Origin of the sequence: Citrobacter sp. R-1.5.2, from assembly GCF_035064245.1 — a bacterium.
GTDB lineage: Bacteria > Pseudomonadota > Gammaproteobacteria > Enterobacterales > Enterobacteriaceae > Citrobacter.
Genome location: NZ_JASEYC010000001.1, coordinates 128,338 through 146,923, shown reverse-complemented (window position 1 = coordinate 146,923; position 18,586 = coordinate 128,338). Strand labels below are relative to the sequence as shown.

Here is an 18,586-nt window from a genome sequence, read left to right as displayed (position 1 = left end):
ATATTAAGTAAAGATTAAGCAATCAACGTAAATCAATCAGATTTAAGATAAAAAAAGCCCGGTTAGAGAACCGGGCCAGTGACTATCAGAAGACTTATTCCATCCATTCGGTATGGAAAACACCTTCTTTATCAGTACGTTTGTAAGTATGCGCACCGAAGTAATCACGCTGTGCCTGAATCAGGTTAGCGGGCAATACTTCTGCACGATAGCTGTCGTAATAAGCAACAGCAGCAGAGAATGTCGGAACCGGGATACCATTCTGCACGGCATACGCTACGACATCACGCAGTGCCTGTTGGTATTCATCGGCAATGTTCTTGAAGTACGGGTCGAGCAGCAGGTTCGCGATACCCGGATTTTTAGCGTAGGCATCGGTGATTTTCTGCAGGAACTGCGCGCGAATAATACAGCCCGCACGGAAGATTTTTGCAATCTCGCCGTAATTCAGATCCCAGTTATGCTCGTCGGACGCGGCACGCAGTTGTGAGAAGCCCTGAGCATAAGAAACGATCTTACCGAGGTACAGTGCACGACGTACTTTCTCAATAAATTCTGCCTTATCACCCGCAAGCTGAGCTTTAGGCCCAGACAGGACTTTAGAGGCAGCGACACGCTGATCTTTCAGCGAAGAGATGTAACGCGCAAACACAGATTCAGTGATCAGAGACAGCGGTTCACCAAGATCCAGAGAGCTTTGGCTGGTCCATTTACCGGTACCTTTGTTTGCCGCTTCATCCAGAATGAAATCCACCAAATATTTACCATCTTCATCTTTTTTGGTGAAGATATCTTTGGTGATGTCGATCAGATAGCTGCTCAGCTCACCGTTATTCCACTCGGTAAAGGTGCTGGCCAGTTCTTCGTTGCTCAGGTTCAGACCACCTTTCAACAATGAATAGGCTTCGGCAATCAGCTGCATGTCACCGTATTCAATGCCGTTGTGCACCATCTTCACGTAGTGGCCTGCACCGTCGGCACCAATATACGTCACACACGGCTCACCATCTTCCGCAACCGCTGCGATTTTGGTCAGGATTGGCGCGACCAGTTCATAAGCTTCTTTCTGGCCACCCGGCATGATGGATGGGCCTTTCAGCGCACCTTCTTCACCACCAGATACGCCAGTTCCGATAAAGTTAAAACCTTCAGCGGAGAGCTCACGGTTACGACGGATAGTGTCCTGGAAGAACGTATTACCGCCATCAATGATGATGTCACCTTTATCCAGATAAGGTTTCAGGGAGTCGATAGCAGCATCAGTGCCAGCACCCGCTTTCACCATTAACAGGATACGACGAGGTGTTTCAAGGGATTCAACAAACTCTTTTACCGTATAGTAAGGAACCAGTTTTTTCCCCGGATTCTCGGCGATAACCTCTTCCGTCTTTTCACGTGAGCGGTTGAAAACGGACACGGTGTAACCACGGCTTTCGATGTTGAGCGCCAGGTTGCGCCCCATCACAGCCATACCAACGACGCCGATTTGTTGCTTAGACATTATGTACTCCTGGGTGTTAAGAGCATTAACATTTTGATTGACTATCATACGCTCAAAGTTTGCTAATCGGAAATTTTACTACAATTAAAGCGAGTAAACACTAAACCATCTCGACTAGCAAATATATACTATGTATTTTTAACTTTCTCAATTTTAACTGCCTGTATTGACGCATTATGATTTTTGAATATAAAAACTCTTATCTCCACTGGGGTATTTTCCTCAGTACCTTCTTTAATAGTGAAGTTACCTGACAATGTCGAAAATTCACCATTTGTGCCTTCTATCTGTCCTGATACTAACACTACCCTATTACCGAGAATAGCATCGTAATTTCCAATTATCTCATTCCCTGGAGAGTTACTAAAGATCCTTATTTCAAACTTATAATTGCCATGTGGTAATTTCTGGTATGGACCAAACGAAAGGTAACCCTCTGAATCCTTCGCATCCTTATTAATGGTGCAGTTACTAGCACGGGTACCAATTTGAGTAGGTAATTGGCATCCATTCCAAGTATAACGTCCATATTCACCATTAAAAGTAGGCCATATTGGTTTTGCCAACCAAATATCAGTACCACCAACATGATCCAGAAGAATACCATTGCTCCTTTTAATATTATCGACAAACCGACCATCTTTATCTTCATCAGGTTTGACAAGATAGAAAACATTCTCATCTGGAGATACATCAAAGTAAGAAGGTCGAGAGAGCCATTTCATTGGTGAAAAATGCCCCGTATCATTTATTTGTAACACACCATAGCTAAATTCTGGAATAATTACATTGAACGGCATAATACTCCAATAATTGTTTCCATATACATTTTTGATGTTGTACTTTTTAGATAAATTTTTTAAAGAATAACTTAAATCAGAGTTATATTTTTTATACACACTGCTATTTATGACTGATGGTGATAAAGTAGCAACACAAAACCATGTTGAGGAAAGGCATACAATTGCAAATACAATCAGAAAACTAATACTCTTACCGATTAGAAATCTATTTGTGAAAAATCTTACCAAATCCATTAAAAAACATAATTTTATGATAAACAAAGCCCATAAGGCATGTCGGGATGAATCAGGGTTAAGGAGACATATTGCAAGGGTAGTAAAAAGTAACCCAATGAAAGCAGTCACTTTCAGAACATCCCAAAAGGGAGAGTTACTATCAGGCCTTTGCATAATAACGTTTTTAATTATGCTGACCAATGTCACCAAAATATAAATACTAAAAATCGTTTCGTATATGAAATTAAAACCATAACCAATAATGCTAAATTTAAAAAAAGAACTGCCTTCTAAAAAACTCAATGACGAAAAATTCAACAAATAATCATTAAGAATTCTTGATAGATTACTTAGAAAGGTACTATAATCAACAAGTTTTATTCCTGCTGATATATCTCGTCCAAGGCTATAATAATTCAATAGGTACTTGTTAAGTATAAGCGCCAGGGAAAAAGAAACAAATAGAATAACAAGTTGAGCTCTGTATTTCTTGAAATCCCAAAAAATAAAACAAGTCACAATTAAAGTTATAAATACAAATGCGGCTCTAAGCGGTTCTTCAATAACCATTAAAAAGATAAAAAGTGCAGCAGGAAGGATACGCCTTAAATCCTCCTCTTTGACACTTAATATGAAGAAGATTAATATAGATAATGAGAGCACTACGTTTGCAAGATGCGATTGTTGACCAAGAATATAATCATAATCATAGCCGGCGCTTACAGGAAAAAAAAGACAAAATGTGTAAAAAGCGGCTAATATATTTTTTTTGAAAACACAGTAAAGAGATGAAAATAAAATAGTAGACCAGATAGAAATCCAAAGGGCAGAACCAATAATAAATGCGGTATATCCTTTAAACCCCATAGCCATTGCTAACGCGATTGCTATTTCAGACCGAAGGAAAATAAGTTGGTTACCATAGTAGTAATCATGTGGTAATATCGAATGTGATTCATATATTGCCTGAGCCAATACTTGCATAGCTGCAGCATCAGCATGAAATGTTATTGAATAAACCCATTTGATATGAATAACCCCCAAAACAAATGAGATCAATATCACAAATAAAAAACAAAAGATTTTACTGTATGCCTTCATCTATACATCCTAAAAATGTCTATTTCTAATCGAGCTTTAATTTTTCGTTTTTTTATCAAGAAAAAATCTTGGCCTATTTTTCACTTCAATATATATCTTACCAACATATTCACCTAATACACCAATACAAAGCATCTGCACCCCTCCAATAAATAACACAGCGAGGATTACAGATGTCCAACCATGCACAGTGTGCCCAATTGCATATTGAGAAAATGAATATAAAATAAGAAAAAAGCTCAAAACAGAAATCAGAAAACCTAATATAGTCAATACTCTCAATGGAACCACAGAAAGCGATGTGATACCTTCAAGAGCCAGTGCTAACATTTTACCAAGTGGGTATTTAGACTCCCCTGCAACCCGCTCTTTCCTTGAATAATATACTTCCGTAGATGAGTATCCTAACAATGGAATTAGACCACGAATATAGATATTTTTTTCTTGATGGCTAAGCAACGATAATAATGCTCTTTGGCTTAAAAGTCTAAAATCAGCGTGATTCTCTACCTGATGGACGCCTAGAGATGACATTAATTTGTAGAATAAATTAGCAGTAGTCCTTTTAAAGAAGGTATCTGTACCACGATCTTTTCTAACACCATAAACTATATCAATACCGGAATTATATTCATATACCATCGATTTGATAACTGAAGTGTCATCTTGTAGATCTGCATCGATACTAATTACCAGATCAGACAGTTTACATTCATTTAACCCAGCCCAAAGAGCTGTTTGATGGCCCTTGTTTCTTGATAATTTTATACCTCTGACTCTTGCAGAAGATTTTGAAAAGAGATCAATTAATTCCCATGTTTTGTCTGAGCTACCATCATCAACAAATAAAATATGACTTTCTGACGAGATTACGTTATCAGCAATCAAAGACTTTAATATTTCATCCAACTCATTTAAACATTGATTTAAAACAGCCTCTTCATTGAAACAAGGTACAACTATAGATAACACACCTGCCATTATTTCATACTCCATTTTTTATTTATAAAGAAGCTTAAGATTGTATAAAAAATCATACCTAAAGACTGCACGGCATAATAATTTTTAACTCCCAAGGATAAAGCTATTTTCATCACAAAAACATTGACAATGTAACATATGAAACAAACCAGCATAAACCTTAGTAGATTTCGAGCGCAAACTTTCTTTTTAAAAGTAAAAATTGAATTCATGACAAAGCTAAATATTATTCCTAATACATATCCTATGGCATTCGATAAAAATAAACTCAATCCTAAAAATGTTAATGTCATTATTACCACTGCTGTTAATAATGTATTTCCACCACCCACAATACAGTATTTAACAAATTCTGGGGTCCTGCTATTTATAATGCTATATTTTCTACGACTCACAATGTAGCCTCAGATAATAGCTCATGATACACTGCTGAGTATTTTTCTATCATATGCTCAGCAGTAAAAAAATCCAAATATCTCTGATAAGCATTACTACCATAGTGTTTTGCCAGTTCAGGTTCGGAAATTAGTTTAAACATTGCATCTTGTAATGCTTGAGGATTATTCCGTTCAACTACAACCCCAGTTTCATTATGGATATTAATAAAGCTAGTGCCAGTTCCTATCTCTGCAGAAATAAGTGGCTTTCCATACATGGCACCTTCCGCAAGAGATATTCCAAAGGCTTCCGAACGTAAATGAGAAGGGAAAACCACACAATAACATAGAGTGAGAAGTGCCGATTTGTCTTCATCTGAAACTGCACCAACAAAATGCACGTTCTTTAATACAAGCTTCTGAGCCAGAGATTTTAATTCATTTTCTGCATCACCCGAACCAACAATGACAACATTAAAGTCATTATTCTTTGCTGCGTCCAATAATATATGCAGTCCTTTATAATACCTGAATGCACCAACAAAAAGGAAAAATTTATCTTTAAATAAAGACTTCCAGTACAGTAACTTCTCTTCACTTGGCACAGGATACGATGATCGTTCTAAACCGTAAGGAATCACAGCAACTTTATCTATGTATCTTTGCAAGATTGAACTCGTCTTAGCATAGTTTGGTGAAGATGCAATTATACGATCAACTGAATTCAAAAAACGATGCATGAGAGGTTGGTATATTTTTAATGCTGTTTTCTGTTTTACTATATCAGAATGATAGCTAACTACGGTAGGTTTTTTAACTCCACAGATAAAATGTAAGAGATCCATATATGGATAGGGAAAATGATAATGAATAATATCAGCAGACTTAACTAACTCTTTAAATTTGGTGATTGCATAAATAGAAAAAGGAGTCGATGCAATTTCAAAATTCGTTCTGGCATAATAAACGGTATGATTACCCAATTGCATGTGGTCCACACTCTTTTTCTTACTTAAGGAAAAGACAGTAGATTCAATCCCATTCTTATAACCAGCTTCACTAAGCTGATAAATAACCTGTTCTATCCCACCGAATGTATCAGGATAGTAGGTTTTATATATATGTAGAACTTTCAACATTAGTTCAACTCAATATGCTTGTATGCATTTATCGTTTCGTTTGCACAGCGTAACCATGAAAAATTTTTAACATGCTCTAAGCCTAATTGGATAGCATTCTCCCTCCATACATTGTCCTGGATACTAGTTAATATATGTGTAGTGAGTTTATCAACATCCAAAGCATTACTCATCAGAGCACATGTACCAACAACTTCTGGAAGTGATGAACTGTCAGAGCAGACAACTGGAATACCTGATGCCATCGCTTCTAATACAGGAAGGCCGAATCCCTCATAGAGAGATGGGAACAAAAAACTAACCGCGCCAGCATAGAGTGCAGGTAAATCACTCGCAGGTGTAAAACCCAGATAGCGCAACCACCCTTCTCGCTCACCTTTCTCAAAGCGGCGATGCAAAGCGTCACTGTTCCACCCTTTGAATCCACTAATAACGAGTGGAATTTGCTTCCTCAGTGGTAGCGGAAGACGTTCGTAGGCATCCAGTAACGTCGCAATATTTTTTCTAGGTTCAATTGAACCAGTAAATAAGGAATATTTTTTGAAGGTAAGTGCGTATTTTCCGAGAACATGAGTTATATCTTCTTCAGGACGGGGTCTAAATTCACTACTACATGCTAACTTTGCAGTAAATACCCTACTTTCAGAAATATTAAAATAATTAATGAGCTCTAATCTGGTAAAATCAGAGTCAGCGATAAATACTGATGCACGCTTTACAGTGTGCAACAGTTCTTTCCGCATATACCGAACTCTCTCAGGGGGATGGCATTGCGGCAAAGTAAAAACCGAGAGATCATGGAAGGTTACAACGCAACGATCCACCCTTGGAGGTAGATAAAAATTGGGCCCGTGATAAATCGCATCTTTATGATTTTTTAGAACGTTTGTTTTTAACCATGGTGCTGTGAGTCTATATACTTCCGAAGCCAGCCGATTCTTTTTTACAAGGCTCTTAAGCCCAACTGTTGAAGATCTATTCTCTTTAACTACAGGCATTTGCTGAGTGAGTCGATGACCATTTAAAAATAGCAATTCGGATATTTCTGGGGCATCAGATAAACATTTAGCTAACTCAAACGCATAACGTCCAATACCCGTTAATGGGTATTTTATTGCATCAGTTCCAAATATAACTTTCATTACTCGCTTTCCAACATCCAGCGTAGAGTATCTTCGAGTGGTGGAACATCCCAATCTGGAATAAATGATTGCAGTTTTGACGGATCCCCACTGAGCGTTTTAACTTCATTTGCTCGGACAAATTCTGGATTAATTTGGATGGTCAGATGGTGTCCGGTTATTTTTTCACAAAGTTCAATAACTTTTCTCAGTGAATATGTGCGGCCAGAGCAGATGTTAATAACTTCGCCAACTGGTTTGGCCTGTAATAATTTGACATAAGCATGGCTTAGTGCACGAACATCCGTAAAATCACGCCAAACATCAATGTTACCTAACTCGATCGTCGGTGATTTTGATTTAAAGTGTTTAACTATCTTTGGCAAAAGGAAGTTTTCCGCCTGACCAACACCTGTATAGTTAAATGGCCTCGTAATGAATACGGGGAGTTTATCCATCCACAATCGAGACATATACTCCATGGCCAACTTGCTAACGGCATAATCGTTCGCTGGATTTGCTGCCGCAGATTCATTCAGTTGCCCTGCTGTACCATTTCCATAAATGTTCGCACTACTGGCGAGAAGGACACCATCCAGAGGCCTGTTAAAGGTACTCAAAGTCTGTAACAAATTACGCGTACCGAGTAAATTAACATTATAGAAAGCATCGGCATCACCATGCCCAACATACGCGATAGCGGCCAAGTGAATAACAACGTTTGGTTGTATTAGTTCAACAATATCACGAAGCTTCGCAGTGTCCATTAGATCAACCTGATAATAATCAGATCCATCATAAGGCATTGCACCAATACCAAATACCCGATATCCGGCAGCGGATAATTCCGCTGCCACATAGCGGCCGGTAAAACCATTAATCCCTGTTACCAGAGCATGTTTGCCGGCGCTGGACATCAGAAAGAAAACCCTTGCTGGTTACGACGTAAATCAGCTTCAACCATCATTTGGCACAACTGCTCTAACGAGGTTTTTGGTTCCCAACCCAGGATTTCTTTTGCACGAGCGGGGTTACCTATCAGCAAATCCACTTCAGCAGGACGGAAGAATTTAGGATTTACGCGAACCAATATTTTCCCAGTCGCAACATCAATACCCACTTCTTGCTCGTCTTTACCCTCAAAGCGCAGTGTAAATCCTGCTGCTTTGAAAGCCATGCTGACAAAGTCACGCACGGTCTCTGTACGATTAGTTGCGAGCACAAAGGTATCGGGTTTTTCTGCCTGCAGAATACGCCACATACCTTCGACATATTCTTTTGCATAGCCCCAATCACGCTTGGCGTCCATATTACCAAGTTCAAGGATATCAAGTTTGCCAAGTTTGATTTTAGCTACAGAATCAGTGATTTTACGCGTTACAAATTCCTGGCCACGTAATGGTGATTCGTGGTTAAACAGAATCCCGCTTGATGCAAAAATATTGTAGCTTTCACGGTAGTTCACGGTCATCCAGTGAGCATACAGTTTTGCAACACCATACGGGCTGCGCGGATAGAATGGAGTATCTTCTTTCTGCGGCACTGCCTGAACGAGACCGAACATTTCAGACGTTGATGCCTGATAATAACGAATCGCAGGGTTTACAATACGAATAGCTTCGAGCAAGTTAACCGGTCCAATACCTGTAATTTCAGCAGTGGTCACCGGCTGATCGAATGATACGCCGACAAAACTCTGTGCCGCGAGGTTATAAACTTCTGTAGCACCAGTTGTTTGCAGCAAACGGATACTTGCCGATAAATCGGTGAGATCGTATTCAACTAAGTGAAGGTTTGCATTATCTTTAATGCCTAATTCTTCAATACGCCAGAAGTTGACAGAACTCGTGCGACGATATGTACCGTAAACTTTATAATTTTTTTCCAACAAGAGCTCTGCTAAGTAAGCACCATCCTGGCCGGTGATACCTGTAATAATTGCGATTTTTTGCACAGAATATTTCCTATTTTAGTTCAGATGTTAATAATTAAGAATTCAAAAGTTCGGCCATCCATTTCGGAACTGCCTCATTTTCCTTTTGAAAACCTAAGATTAAATTTTCTTTAAACCCACGAGTAATCGAGTAATGCTTTTCTAATAAAAAGAGTTCACGATATTTTTCAGGATGTTTACGGTACAGTAAAACATCTTTCTGGAAAAAATTAGATCGATTTTCTAGGGATTCACGTTCTTTAGCACGCGATTGCGCCGGATGAAAAACTTCTACATCTTTGGCATAAGGTACAGTTCCAAGTTCCTGCATACGCCAACCAAAATCAGTATCTTCGCGGAAATGCGGATGATCAAATTGTAGGTCGAATCCACCTAAATAATGAAAAACAGACGCTCTGACCATTAAATTTGCAGTCATAAAGCCAATACCCTCAAAACCGACATTTGTTACTGGCCGCCAGTTTTCCTCACCATAATGGTCCGATGTAATTATACCTTCCACACCAACAATATTGTCAACAGTGAAATATTTACGTGCATTAACCAACCAATTTTTATCTGGACAGCAGTCATCATCAGTAAAGGCTATTACTTTACCTTGCGCTAGCATTGCTCCAGTATTTCTCGCTGATACCGCACCTTTTACTGGGGAATGGTAGTAACATATTGGAAAGCCAAAATCTCGCTCCGACTCCGACCAAGGAGTGGCACTTTGATCTATAATAATCACTTCAAAATCACGTTCTACTTGCCCCTGCAAGCAATGCATAAGATCTAACAGTTGTTCCGGGCGTTCATAACTTGGAATAACAACAGAAAAGAAGGGTTGTGGTTGATTAGACAACTCAGCACGAGAAGAAAACATTTTTCCTACAACGTTAGAAATTCGTTCCCAAGAATATCTATCCTCTACACATTTTCGAGCTGCTTCACCAATAGTTTTAGAATATTCATTATCAAGTAATTTGTATATAGCAGAACTAAAAGCCTCAACTGTAGGATCAACTACCAGCATGGCCTTCAGCCCTGCCGTATCTATACCGCGGGCTCCTATCTTAGTCGTAACTGTTGGTATTGCTTTCGACATAAAGTCGAACATTTTTATGTTTGTTCCAGAACCTGAAAACATTGGATTTACTGAGAAATCAGCAGCGGTGAGCCATGTTTCTTTATCTTGTTCACTAAGTGACCCTGTGAGATAAACATTTCTAGCTTTAACCTTGCCCACTACTTCACTAACACCGCCCGCGATGATAAACATGACTTCAGGAACAGCTGGTGCCAACATTTCTGAAATAAATTTCGCCGCTTCGATATTGGGCCCGTAAGCGCTGCCGATAAAGATAGCTAGCCGACTATCAACCGAAATGTTCAGAGCCTCTTTAGCAGATTGGCGTTGAATATATCCTGGAACTTGATGAGAGAATGCCATAACGCCATTAGGAACAACTCTCATTTTTTCCGGAGAGAACTCATAGATACGATGGAAACGCAATAAATCCTCATGTGAACAGGCCAAAATCAAGTCTGCACGTTGCCCCAGCAAATATTCGTCCTCAATAACTTGACGAATAACAGCTAATTCAGCCGTGTTGTTTTCATCAAAAAGCTGGGCTCGTAAATATCCCTCTACATTCTGCGAATCATAGACAACGACTTTTCCCTGTAATAAGTTTGGATCTATAAGTGGATACACCCAAGGGTGGGAAAAAACAACAATTTCAGCTTTCTTTATATTATCTACAACACCTTCTATATAATCTGGTGATAAATGTCCTTGCTGGCTAAATACAACATCAATTACTACTTTGCCATTTGCCTGAGCAGCCCAATCTTGGGCAGCAATGTGATGTTCTCGACTTAGTGGAATATCAATCTCTTCTAAATTGGGACTCAGACTATGTCGCCGATATTTCTCCCCAGGCCAATCATAGGATCCTACATAGGTAGACCTGATATTATTGCCTAAATTATGGTACAAGCCTAACAAACGCAGTCGCCCTCCACCAATTGGAGGATCAATAGGTTGCATATCCACAATAGCAACATTCAAGGGTAATTGTGATAGATTAATATCATGAGCCATTGCGGCTGATACCAATTGTCTGGCTACATTAGCCCAAGTCATCCCTTGAATTTTTTCATGACCGTTACGGCCCATTATCTCCGCATGCTCTCTGTTGTTATAAATCCACTCAAAGCCATCTTGTAATGCAGCAGGTGTTGGCTCGCAAATAATACCTGTTTCTTTGTGCTTTACAAAATATGTTGGCTCACCAGAATCAGTACAAGTGATGACGGGCTTACCACTTGCAAACGCCTCTAGCGTGACATAACCGTAATCTTCTTTCTTTGGGACAAACGCAACCGCAAGAGCGTTAGCATAATAATCAAGCAGTTCTTCATCACTCAATCGCCCTACAAATTCAATGCGAGGGTCCCCAGCAGCCAAGGTTTTTAGGGTATCTTCCGCTTCGCCAGTACCAGCAATAATTAATTTCAAAGGTAAACTTGACTTTTTAATTGCATTTATGGCCAGATCGACACGTTTCCAAGGGTGTAGTCTTCCTGGTAAGAAAAGGTAATCACCCGTTTTACCTTGCTCAAATCCATTCACACCTAGTGGAGGGTGGATAACATCAGAATGAATTCCACGCCAACGATATAGACGTTTTGATACTTCGTGCCCAATACAGAATCTTGCTTTAATTTTAGTAATGGCCTCATAGTCCCATTGATGAAGCATCGCCCGCTCAGTCAAACGCATAATATCTGAATGAGGGAATGTCTCGTAAAACATGTCATCAAATACTCGGACCGTATGAACTAGGTACAATACATGGTTTGGATGATTCACAGCAAAAGTTGGTGTTTTGGTAGAGATTACAGCATCAAAAACGCTTAGATCTAATTCACTACATTTTTTATAATTATTTTTTATTTGCTCAAAAGAAGACTCATCGGCAAAAACGGGTATAAGCTCAGCATCACAGCCGATTTCAATCAATCCATCTAATAATCCATGGAAAAAACGCTCAGCCCCACCGACTTCGCCTTTTGCTGACTCTGTGGTGAGTACAGCAATACGTAGCCCTCTAAAATTTTCTAATTCTGAGTATTGATTACAGTAATTCACTACTCATTACCCCGCTTTTGTTTTGCGACTTCAAGTTCATTTTTAATTCTATTATGCAACTCATCAATGCTCAGCAAACCATCACCTGAAGACAATGAGAGTGTATTTTTTTCATTCTTAGACACTTGTTCAGCGTTAAAAGATGTTTTAGGTGCATTACTCAAAATAACACTCAAATACAGCTTCCGTGCAAAAGAGTACAACCCTATTTGTTTTATTAATTTTATTATTTGATATCTTAATCGAGGATGACTATTAACCAAGGCAATTGATTTTTTCATCAGTTTCTTGATTAATTGAGGAAACTTTAGAACAATCCCTCTTATACTACTTATTTTTTTAAATTTACCAATTAATCTTAGTGGTGCTGTTATACGCCATGAAGTACTATCTAATATATCATCTATATGTTTTTTAGTTAAAAATATTTCATATTCAAGACTTTTCACTCGTTCTGTAAGCTCTTTTTTATCCTCACGTAAGTTAACAACATTGTGTGAGAGCAAATAATTTTCGTCAGCAATTTTTATATTATTTTTTTGCATATGAAGGAGTTCTTCCTCAATCATTCTTAAATTCTGTAATGCAGAAAATTCAGTATATGTTTGGTAGTTATCGAAAACATTTGGCGGGTATTTCATTGATGTTAAAAGTTCTTTATGCTCGTTAGAAACATAGAAACGATTCAGTCCATCCGCGTATGCAAAAATATAATCTTTTCCAATTAGAAAATCTTCAACATCAAAATAATTTTCAATTTGAGTACCTGGAATTGTAGCTTCTACTACAACAATCCATGGTCTATATTTGCCCCAATCATTTCCTTTAAGAACAGACATTTCTAAACCTTCAACATCTACTTTTAAGAAATGTATATTCTCAGGATTATATGCAGCACATACCTCAGCTAACGTTTTAACTTCAATACTGTGCCACTCCCCTTTATAACCGTTTTTTTCATGAGTATCTGCGACGTTACGATCAAGAGTAGCCCAACCACGTACTTCACACTCCCAAATATCTAATCTTCCTTTGCTATCACTTATTGCGCAATTTAGATTAATATCTTCGGAGCGCTCCAATATTAACTTTTTAAAATGAGTATTAATCGGCTCAATATTTACTCCATGCCAGCCATTTTGGTAAAACATATTAGTAACAGAATCAATAAGTGGGTCATTAGCGCCAACATCAATGTAGAATCCATTTTTCACATCTTTTAGCGCTTTCCAAAGCATTACATCTTCTAAATTCTGTGCATATGAAATGATACTCATTTTTCATAAACCTCTATGTCTGGGTCAAGCCATGTTGAGCCAATAAATTTGGTTTTATCAATATTTATCACATTAAACAGTAACGATAAATCACGCCATTCATAATTATTTACTAGATGGCTATCCGTGCTAACGAGAGCTGTTTGTATTGAATAGCTTCCCGGCCCAATATTAGCTTTAAAGCTAAAGTCATATACTAAAGTAGAACCGGACTTCACATTATCAATAGCTTTATTCTTAAAATCCGTATTAGTTCCATATAAAACTTGCCCTAAGCGATCCTTGATACCATAACCTAACACTAAACGAGGAATATCTGTTTTTACTTTAACTTCAATACGTAAAATAATAGGCTGCCCAACGTTGACAAACTCAACTATATTATGGTTTTGATCTAACAAATGAATTTTTGATACTTCTGCTTCACCCGTGCCAGAAACCGTCTGGATTTTACCTTCTGCAGTGGTTTTTTGTTGAACCTTCTGATTTTGTTTTGCTGCAAGCAAAGCATTATAGTAATCCATTACAGCTTCGGGCTCTCCTTCCATTTCAATACGCCCAGCATTAAGTAAAATAGCCCTGTCGCAAATACTTTGTATTGCTTGTTTGTCGTGAGACACGATTAACAATGTTGTTCCCTGCTTTCGAAACTGACGAATTCTTTCAAAACTTTTATGTTGAAAGTAATCATCACCGACAGACAAAGCTTCGTCGACGATTAGCACATCTGGTCGTACAGCGGTAGCAACGCTAAATGCCAAGCGCATTTGCATACCACTAGAATACACCCTCACAGGGCTGTCGAGATAATCACCAATCTCCGCAAACTCTTCAATTTTCGGCATTAAACTAGCGATAGCATCAGCGCTTAAACCCATAAGTTGGCCAGCCATATAGACATTCTGGCGACCAGTAAAATCTGGATGGAACCCCATTCCTAATTCAAGCAACGCTGCTACACGGCCCGAAATATGAATACTGCCTTTAGTTGGCTGGCTAGTGCCAGTAATCATTTTCAGGAGTGTGCTTTTACCTGCCCCATTGATTCCTATAATTCCTACAGCTTCACCGGAATTGACGGTAAAATTAATATCCTGTAGCACCCATTTTAGTTTGTGTTTAATTATATTTACAGGACTAATCCATTCAATAAGCCGAGCCCAGCGATTGGGATATTGTTTAAATGCTTTACCGATATTACTTACACTTATAGAACCCATTACAATTCATCCACCATTTCTGCAGCTCTGCGTTGAAATAAACGCATACCTAATACACACAACATTATCCCTATTACTGTCGCGGGTAATATGCTACTCCAATCTGGTAATGTACCTTTAACCAATACCGTTTGGCATGCCATGACGATTCCAGACATAGGATTAAGTGATATATATTCTCTAAAACTCTCAGGTAAAATGGTCACAGAATACACTATTGGTGTCAGCCAAAACCAGAATTGTAAAAATATCCCGAAAAATTGCCCTACATCACTAAAGAATACGTTAAGTACTCCAATAGTCATACCAAGACCAATTGCAAATAAAATTAACACTCCCACGACGGGTATAAGTGAAAATATAACAATACCAGGAAAGAAACCGCTTATGAAAAGAAAAATAGAGAATATACCAAATACAATCGTAAAATTGAGGAGCGCACTTCCAACTATAATTGTAGGGATACAAACTCTAGGGAAATTTATTTTTTTCAACAAATTACCATTATCAACAAACATAACCTGAGATCGTGATACTATCTCGGAAAATAAACCCCAAGTTAAGACACCAGCACACAGGTAAATACTATAAGCAAAGGAATGATCAACACCTGGCAATTTTGCTCTCATTACTTGAGAGAAAATCACAGTATAAATAACAATCATTGCCAGCGGGTTGAGGATATTCCATAAAAAACCTAATAATGAATTTCTATATTTAGACTGAAATTCGCGTTTGATACTACCGTAAATAAACCCACGATAACGCCATAATCCATTGAAAAGAGTAAACATTATTGATGAAACCTCGTGATTATTGATTCGATTTCTTCAATTTTTTCCTTGACCATTATCTGACAGCATTTCGCCTCTATATTTAACCGTAATAATGCTTCTGTGTTTGAAATGCGAATATTAAAACGCCAATCTGAAGATTCAAAAGACAACCCATCTGTCTTAGTAACTGCTGCAGAATTTCCGTAAATCGCTTCTATTTCTTCAAGAATTTCATTAACATTACTAACTTTATAATTAATTTCACCACTGCAAGGAAATTTACTAATTCGATTCTTGAGTAACGAATGTAAATTACTCCCATTCATAGAAACTAGTTCAGCTACCAGAAGCCACGGAATCATCCCACTATCGCAATATGCAAAATCGCGGAAGTAGTGATGTGCGCTCATCTCACCACCGTAGATTGCATCTTCTTTACGCATGCGCTCTTTGATGAAGGCGTGGCCCGTTTTAGACATCACAGGAATGCCGCCAGCTTTAGTTACAATATCGATAGTATTCCAGGTCAATCGCGGGTCATGGATGATCTTCGCGCCCGGTTCTTTTTGTAAGAATGCTTCGGCTAACAGACCTACAATGTAATAGCCTTCGATAAACTGCCCTTCCCCATCAAACAGGAAGCAACGGTCAAAATCGCCGTCAAATGCGATCCCCAAATCTGCGCCATGTTCTTTAACAGCGTCAGCAGTGTCTTTGCGGCATTCTGGTAACAGAGGATTAGGGATCCCGTTAGGGAAAGTGCCATCCGGCTGGTGATGAACTTTAATAAATGTAACAGGAACATTAGCAGCAACGAAACGTTCTTCAATTGCGTCAATGACATGGCCTGCAGCACCATTGCCAGAGTTAACCACAAGCTTCATTGGACGAGTGAAGTTCGCGAAATCAATGTAGCCCATTAAGTGATCGACATAAGCGTCAAGGATAGAAATCTTCTTGTAGCTTCCGCGTAGTTGGGCATCAATAGGCGCGAAATTATTTTCTTCGGCTAAACGCTGAACATCGCGTAATCCTGTGTCACCACTGATAGGTTTCGCATTTTCGCGAACCAGTTTCATCCCGTTATAATCCATCGGATTATGGCTGGCGGTAACTTCGATGCCGCCATCTACACCAAGGTGGAAAGTTGCAAAATAGATCTCTTCCGTCCCGCTTAAACCAATATCGAGGATATCAGTACCCGCATCCATTAGGCCATTCGCTAATGCCAGCTTCAGGCTCTCGCTGGTTAAGCGAACGTCACCGCCCACCACGATTGTTTTAGGCTTGAGGAATTCACCGTATGCGCGACCAATGCGATACGCAATATCTTCATTTAATTCTTCGCCTAATTTTCCACGAATATCATAGGCTTTAAAACAAGTCAGCTTAGACATAGATCTTTATACCTTCAAAATTAGCAACGACCATACTGGTCTTTAATACGAATAATGTCATCATCCCCTAAATAGGAGCCGGATTGGATCTCAAGCAGTTCCAATGGAATTTTGCCTGGGTTTTCCAGTCGATGTTGTGCTCCGATGGGAATAAAGGTTGATTGGTTTTCAGTCAGCAGGAATTTTTGATCTTTAATCGTCACTTCACCCGTACCAGAAAGCACAACCCAGTGTTCGGTCCGGTGGTGATGCATCTGCATCGAAAACGCTGCACCCGGTTTAACGGTGATCCGATTTACATTAAAACGCTCGGTCTGTACCACCACATCGCATCGCCCCCACGGACGGTATATTTCCCGGTGACGCTTATATTCACTGCGATGATTAGCTTTAAGATACTCAACAACTTTCTTAACATCCTGCACCTGATCTTTATCAACGACCAGTACAGCATCTTTTGTATTAATGATCACCAGATTATCGACACCGATAGCTGCGACCAATTTTTCATCAGTGTTGATATAGCAGTTATTTGCGTTGTGCATGAAGGTATCGCCCGTCAGAACATTACCTTTTTTATCTTTAGGACTCACTTCCCATAGCGCCGACCAGGAACCCACGTCACTCCAGTCTGCATCAAGCCCAACGACGACAGCGTCTGTCGTTTTCTCCATGACCGCGTAGTCAACGGACTCATCCGGACAAGCGATAAACAGATCGCGATCGATCTTGATAAATTCATCGCTATCTTTGCAACCGCGGATTGCCGCCTTGCAGGACTCAAGAATATCGGGTCTGAATTTTTCCAGTTCTTCAAGATATTTATTGGCACGGAACATAAACATTCCGCTGTTCCAGTAATATTCGCCCGACGCTAAATAACTTTCCGCAGTTTCTTTGTTCGGTTTTTCCACGAAACGGTTGACCTGGTAAGCGATATTCTCACCAAGGACTTCTTCCTTACCACGGTGAATATAGCCATAACCCGTTTCTGCACCAGTTGGTACAATCCCAAATGTGACAAGGCGCCCCTGCATGGCAAATTTAAATGCTGACTTTACAGCCTGGTGGAATGCCGGCTTATTGTTAATTATATGATCTGCGGCTAATACCAGAAGAATTGGGTCATCACCATTCTCTATTGCACTTAATGCTGCCAGCGCTATTGCTGGCGCAGTATTACGGCCAACGGGTTCAAGAATGATATTATGCGAGAGCTTGTTAATTTGTCTTAGTTGCTCAGCAACAAGAAATCTATGTTCCTGATTGCAAATGACTACCGGTTCCCGTGCATCGACATCATCCAGACGGAGCACTGTTTCTTGCAGCATTGAACGCTGTCCATACAAACGAAGAAACTGTTTTGGGTAGAGCTCGCGCGACATCGGCCATAAACGACTACCGGTACCACCGGCCATTATCACAGGAAGTAACATCTTAGGTCCTTAAATATCAATGCGTTATACTAAACCAACGAAAGAGTTTCATCGTCGCTCAATGACAAATGGGCACGCTACCGCACTGGCTCTACAGCTACCAGGGCACTGCTCATTTTATGTTGGGCAAACAAATTGCTGATAACCCTCA

General features: G+C 39.3%; 14 protein-coding genes. All 14 read right to left on the bottom strand.

Translation table 11 applies throughout. The annotated features are described in order from the left end of the window. Window positions 1–94: 94 nt before the first annotated feature. The gene (gndA, locus tag QMN38_RS00600) at window positions 95–1,501 is read right to left on the bottom strand and encodes an NADP-dependent phosphogluconate dehydrogenase (RefSeq protein ID WP_040231903.1); all 1,407 of its coding nucleotides are present in this window, start codon (window positions 1,499–1,501) and stop codon (window positions 95–97) included. Window positions 1,502–1,629: 128 nt separating this feature from the next. Further along, window positions 1,630–3,621, bottom strand: coding sequence for a 5-methylcytosine-specific restriction endonuclease subunit McrB (locus tag QMN38_RS00595; RefSeq protein WP_323604232.1), 1,992 nt, complete (start codon window positions 3,619–3,621; stop codon window positions 1,630–1,632). Between the two features lie 36 nt (window positions 3,622–3,657). Then, on the bottom strand, window positions 3,658–4,602 hold the full coding sequence (locus QMN38_RS00590; RefSeq protein WP_323604231.1) for a glycosyltransferase family 2 protein: 945 nt from the start codon (window positions 4,600–4,602) through the stop codon (window positions 3,658–3,660). Beyond that, window positions 4,602–4,934 (bottom strand): GtrA family protein, encoded by a 333-nt coding sequence (locus QMN38_RS00585; protein ID WP_323604572.1) that lies wholly within the window; start codon window positions 4,932–4,934, stop codon window positions 4,602–4,604. The genes QMN38_RS00590 and QMN38_RS00585 overlap by 1 nt, the downstream gene beginning before the upstream one ends. Window positions 4,935–4,993: 59 nt before the next feature. Further along, the gene (locus tag QMN38_RS00580; protein WP_323604230.1) at window positions 4,994–6,118 is read right to left on the bottom strand and encodes a glycosyltransferase family 4 protein; all 1,125 of its coding nucleotides are present in this window, start codon (window positions 6,116–6,118) and stop codon (window positions 4,994–4,996) included. Then, a complete protein-coding gene (locus QMN38_RS00575) occupies window positions 6,118–7,260 on the bottom strand; it encodes a glycosyltransferase family 4 protein (RefSeq protein WP_323604229.1) in 1,143 nt (380 codons plus the stop codon). The genes QMN38_RS00580 and QMN38_RS00575 overlap by 1 nt, the downstream gene beginning before the upstream one ends. After that, on the bottom strand, window positions 7,260–8,156 hold the full coding sequence (locus QMN38_RS00570; RefSeq protein WP_323604228.1) for a GDP-mannose 4,6-dehydratase: 897 nt from the start codon (window positions 8,154–8,156) through the stop codon (window positions 7,260–7,262). The genes QMN38_RS00575 and QMN38_RS00570 overlap by 1 nt, the downstream gene beginning before the upstream one ends. Beyond that, the gene (gmd, locus tag QMN38_RS00565; protein WP_323604227.1) at window positions 8,156–9,193 is read right to left on the bottom strand and encodes a GDP-mannose 4,6-dehydratase; all 1,038 of its coding nucleotides are present in this window, start codon (window positions 9,191–9,193) and stop codon (window positions 8,156–8,158) included. Before gmd ends, QMN38_RS00570 begins: the two co-directional genes overlap by 1 nt. Window positions 9,194–9,227: 34 nt before the next feature. Next, window positions 9,228–12,329, bottom strand: a complete 3,102-nt coding sequence (locus QMN38_RS00560; protein ID WP_323604226.1) for a glycosyltransferase — start codon at window positions 12,327–12,329, stop codon at window positions 9,228–9,230. Continuing rightward, complete coding sequence (locus tag QMN38_RS00555) at window positions 12,329–13,606, bottom strand: FkbM family methyltransferase (protein ID WP_323604224.1); 1,278 nt, start codon at window positions 13,604–13,606, stop codon at window positions 12,329–12,331. The genes QMN38_RS00560 and QMN38_RS00555 overlap by 1 nt, the downstream gene beginning before the upstream one ends. Beyond that, window positions 13,603–14,826 carry an ABC transporter ATP-binding protein gene (locus tag QMN38_RS00550; RefSeq protein ID WP_323604222.1) on the bottom strand — a complete coding sequence of 408 codons (1,224 nt, stop codon included), beginning with the start codon at window positions 14,824–14,826 and terminating at the stop codon, window positions 13,603–13,605. The genes QMN38_RS00555 and QMN38_RS00550 overlap by 4 nt, the downstream gene beginning before the upstream one ends. After that, complete coding sequence (locus QMN38_RS00545; protein WP_323604219.1) at window positions 14,826–15,620, bottom strand: ABC transporter permease; 795 nt, start codon at window positions 15,618–15,620, stop codon at window positions 14,826–14,828. Before QMN38_RS00545 ends, QMN38_RS00550 begins: the two co-directional genes overlap by 1 nt. Continuing rightward, a complete protein-coding gene (gene cpsG / locus QMN38_RS00540) occupies window positions 15,620–16,999 on the bottom strand; it encodes a phosphomannomutase CpsG (protein WP_323604217.1) in 1,380 nt (459 codons plus the stop codon). The genes QMN38_RS00545 and cpsG overlap by 1 nt, the downstream gene beginning before the upstream one ends. Before the next feature lie 20 nt (window positions 17,000–17,019). After that, entirely contained in the window at window positions 17,020–18,435 is a 1,416-nt protein-coding gene (locus QMN38_RS00535; protein WP_323604215.1) for a mannose-1-phosphate guanylyltransferase/mannose-6-phosphate isomerase, read from the bottom strand. Window positions 18,436–18,586 lie beyond the last annotated feature (151 nt).

Excerpts from the sequence above, each read along its gene's own strand:
- gndA (WP_040231903.1), bottom strand. The coding sequence starts at position 1,501 with ATGTCTAAGCAACAAATCGGCGTCGTTGGTATGGCTGTGATGGGGCGC.
- QMN38_RS00595 (WP_323604232.1), bottom strand. The coding sequence starts at position 3,621 with ATGAAGGCATACAGTAAAATCTTTTGTTTTTTATTTGTGATATTGATC.
- QMN38_RS00590 (WP_323604231.1), bottom strand. The coding sequence starts at position 4,602 with ATGGCAGGTGTGTTATCTATAGTTGTACCTTGTTTCAATGAAGAGGCT.
- QMN38_RS00580 (WP_323604230.1), bottom strand. The coding sequence starts at position 6,118 with ATGTTGAAAGTTCTACATATATATAAAACCTACTATCCTGATACATTC.
- QMN38_RS00575 (WP_323604229.1), bottom strand. The coding sequence starts at position 7,260 with ATGAAAGTTATATTTGGAACTGATGCAATAAAATACCCATTAACGGGT.
- QMN38_RS00570 (WP_323604228.1), bottom strand. The coding sequence starts at position 8,156 with ATGTCCAGCGCCGGCAAACATGCTCTGGTAACAGGGATTAATGGTTTT.
- QMN38_RS00555 (WP_323604224.1), bottom strand. The coding sequence starts at position 13,606 with ATGAGTATCATTTCATATGCACAGAATTTAGAAGATGTAATGCTTTGG.
- QMN38_RS00550 (WP_323604222.1), bottom strand. The coding sequence starts at position 14,826 with ATGGGTTCTATAAGTGTAAGTAATATCGGTAAAGCATTTAAACAATAT.
- QMN38_RS00545 (WP_323604219.1), bottom strand. The coding sequence starts at position 15,620 with ATGTTTACTCTTTTCAATGGATTATGGCGTTATCGTGGGTTTATTTAC.
- cpsG (WP_323604217.1), bottom strand. The coding sequence starts at position 16,999 with ATGTCTAAGCTGACTTGTTTTAAAGCCTATGATATTCGTGGAAAATTA.
- QMN38_RS00535 (WP_323604215.1), bottom strand. The coding sequence starts at position 18,435 with ATGTTACTTCCTGTGATAATGGCCGGTGGTACCGGTAGTCGTTTATGG.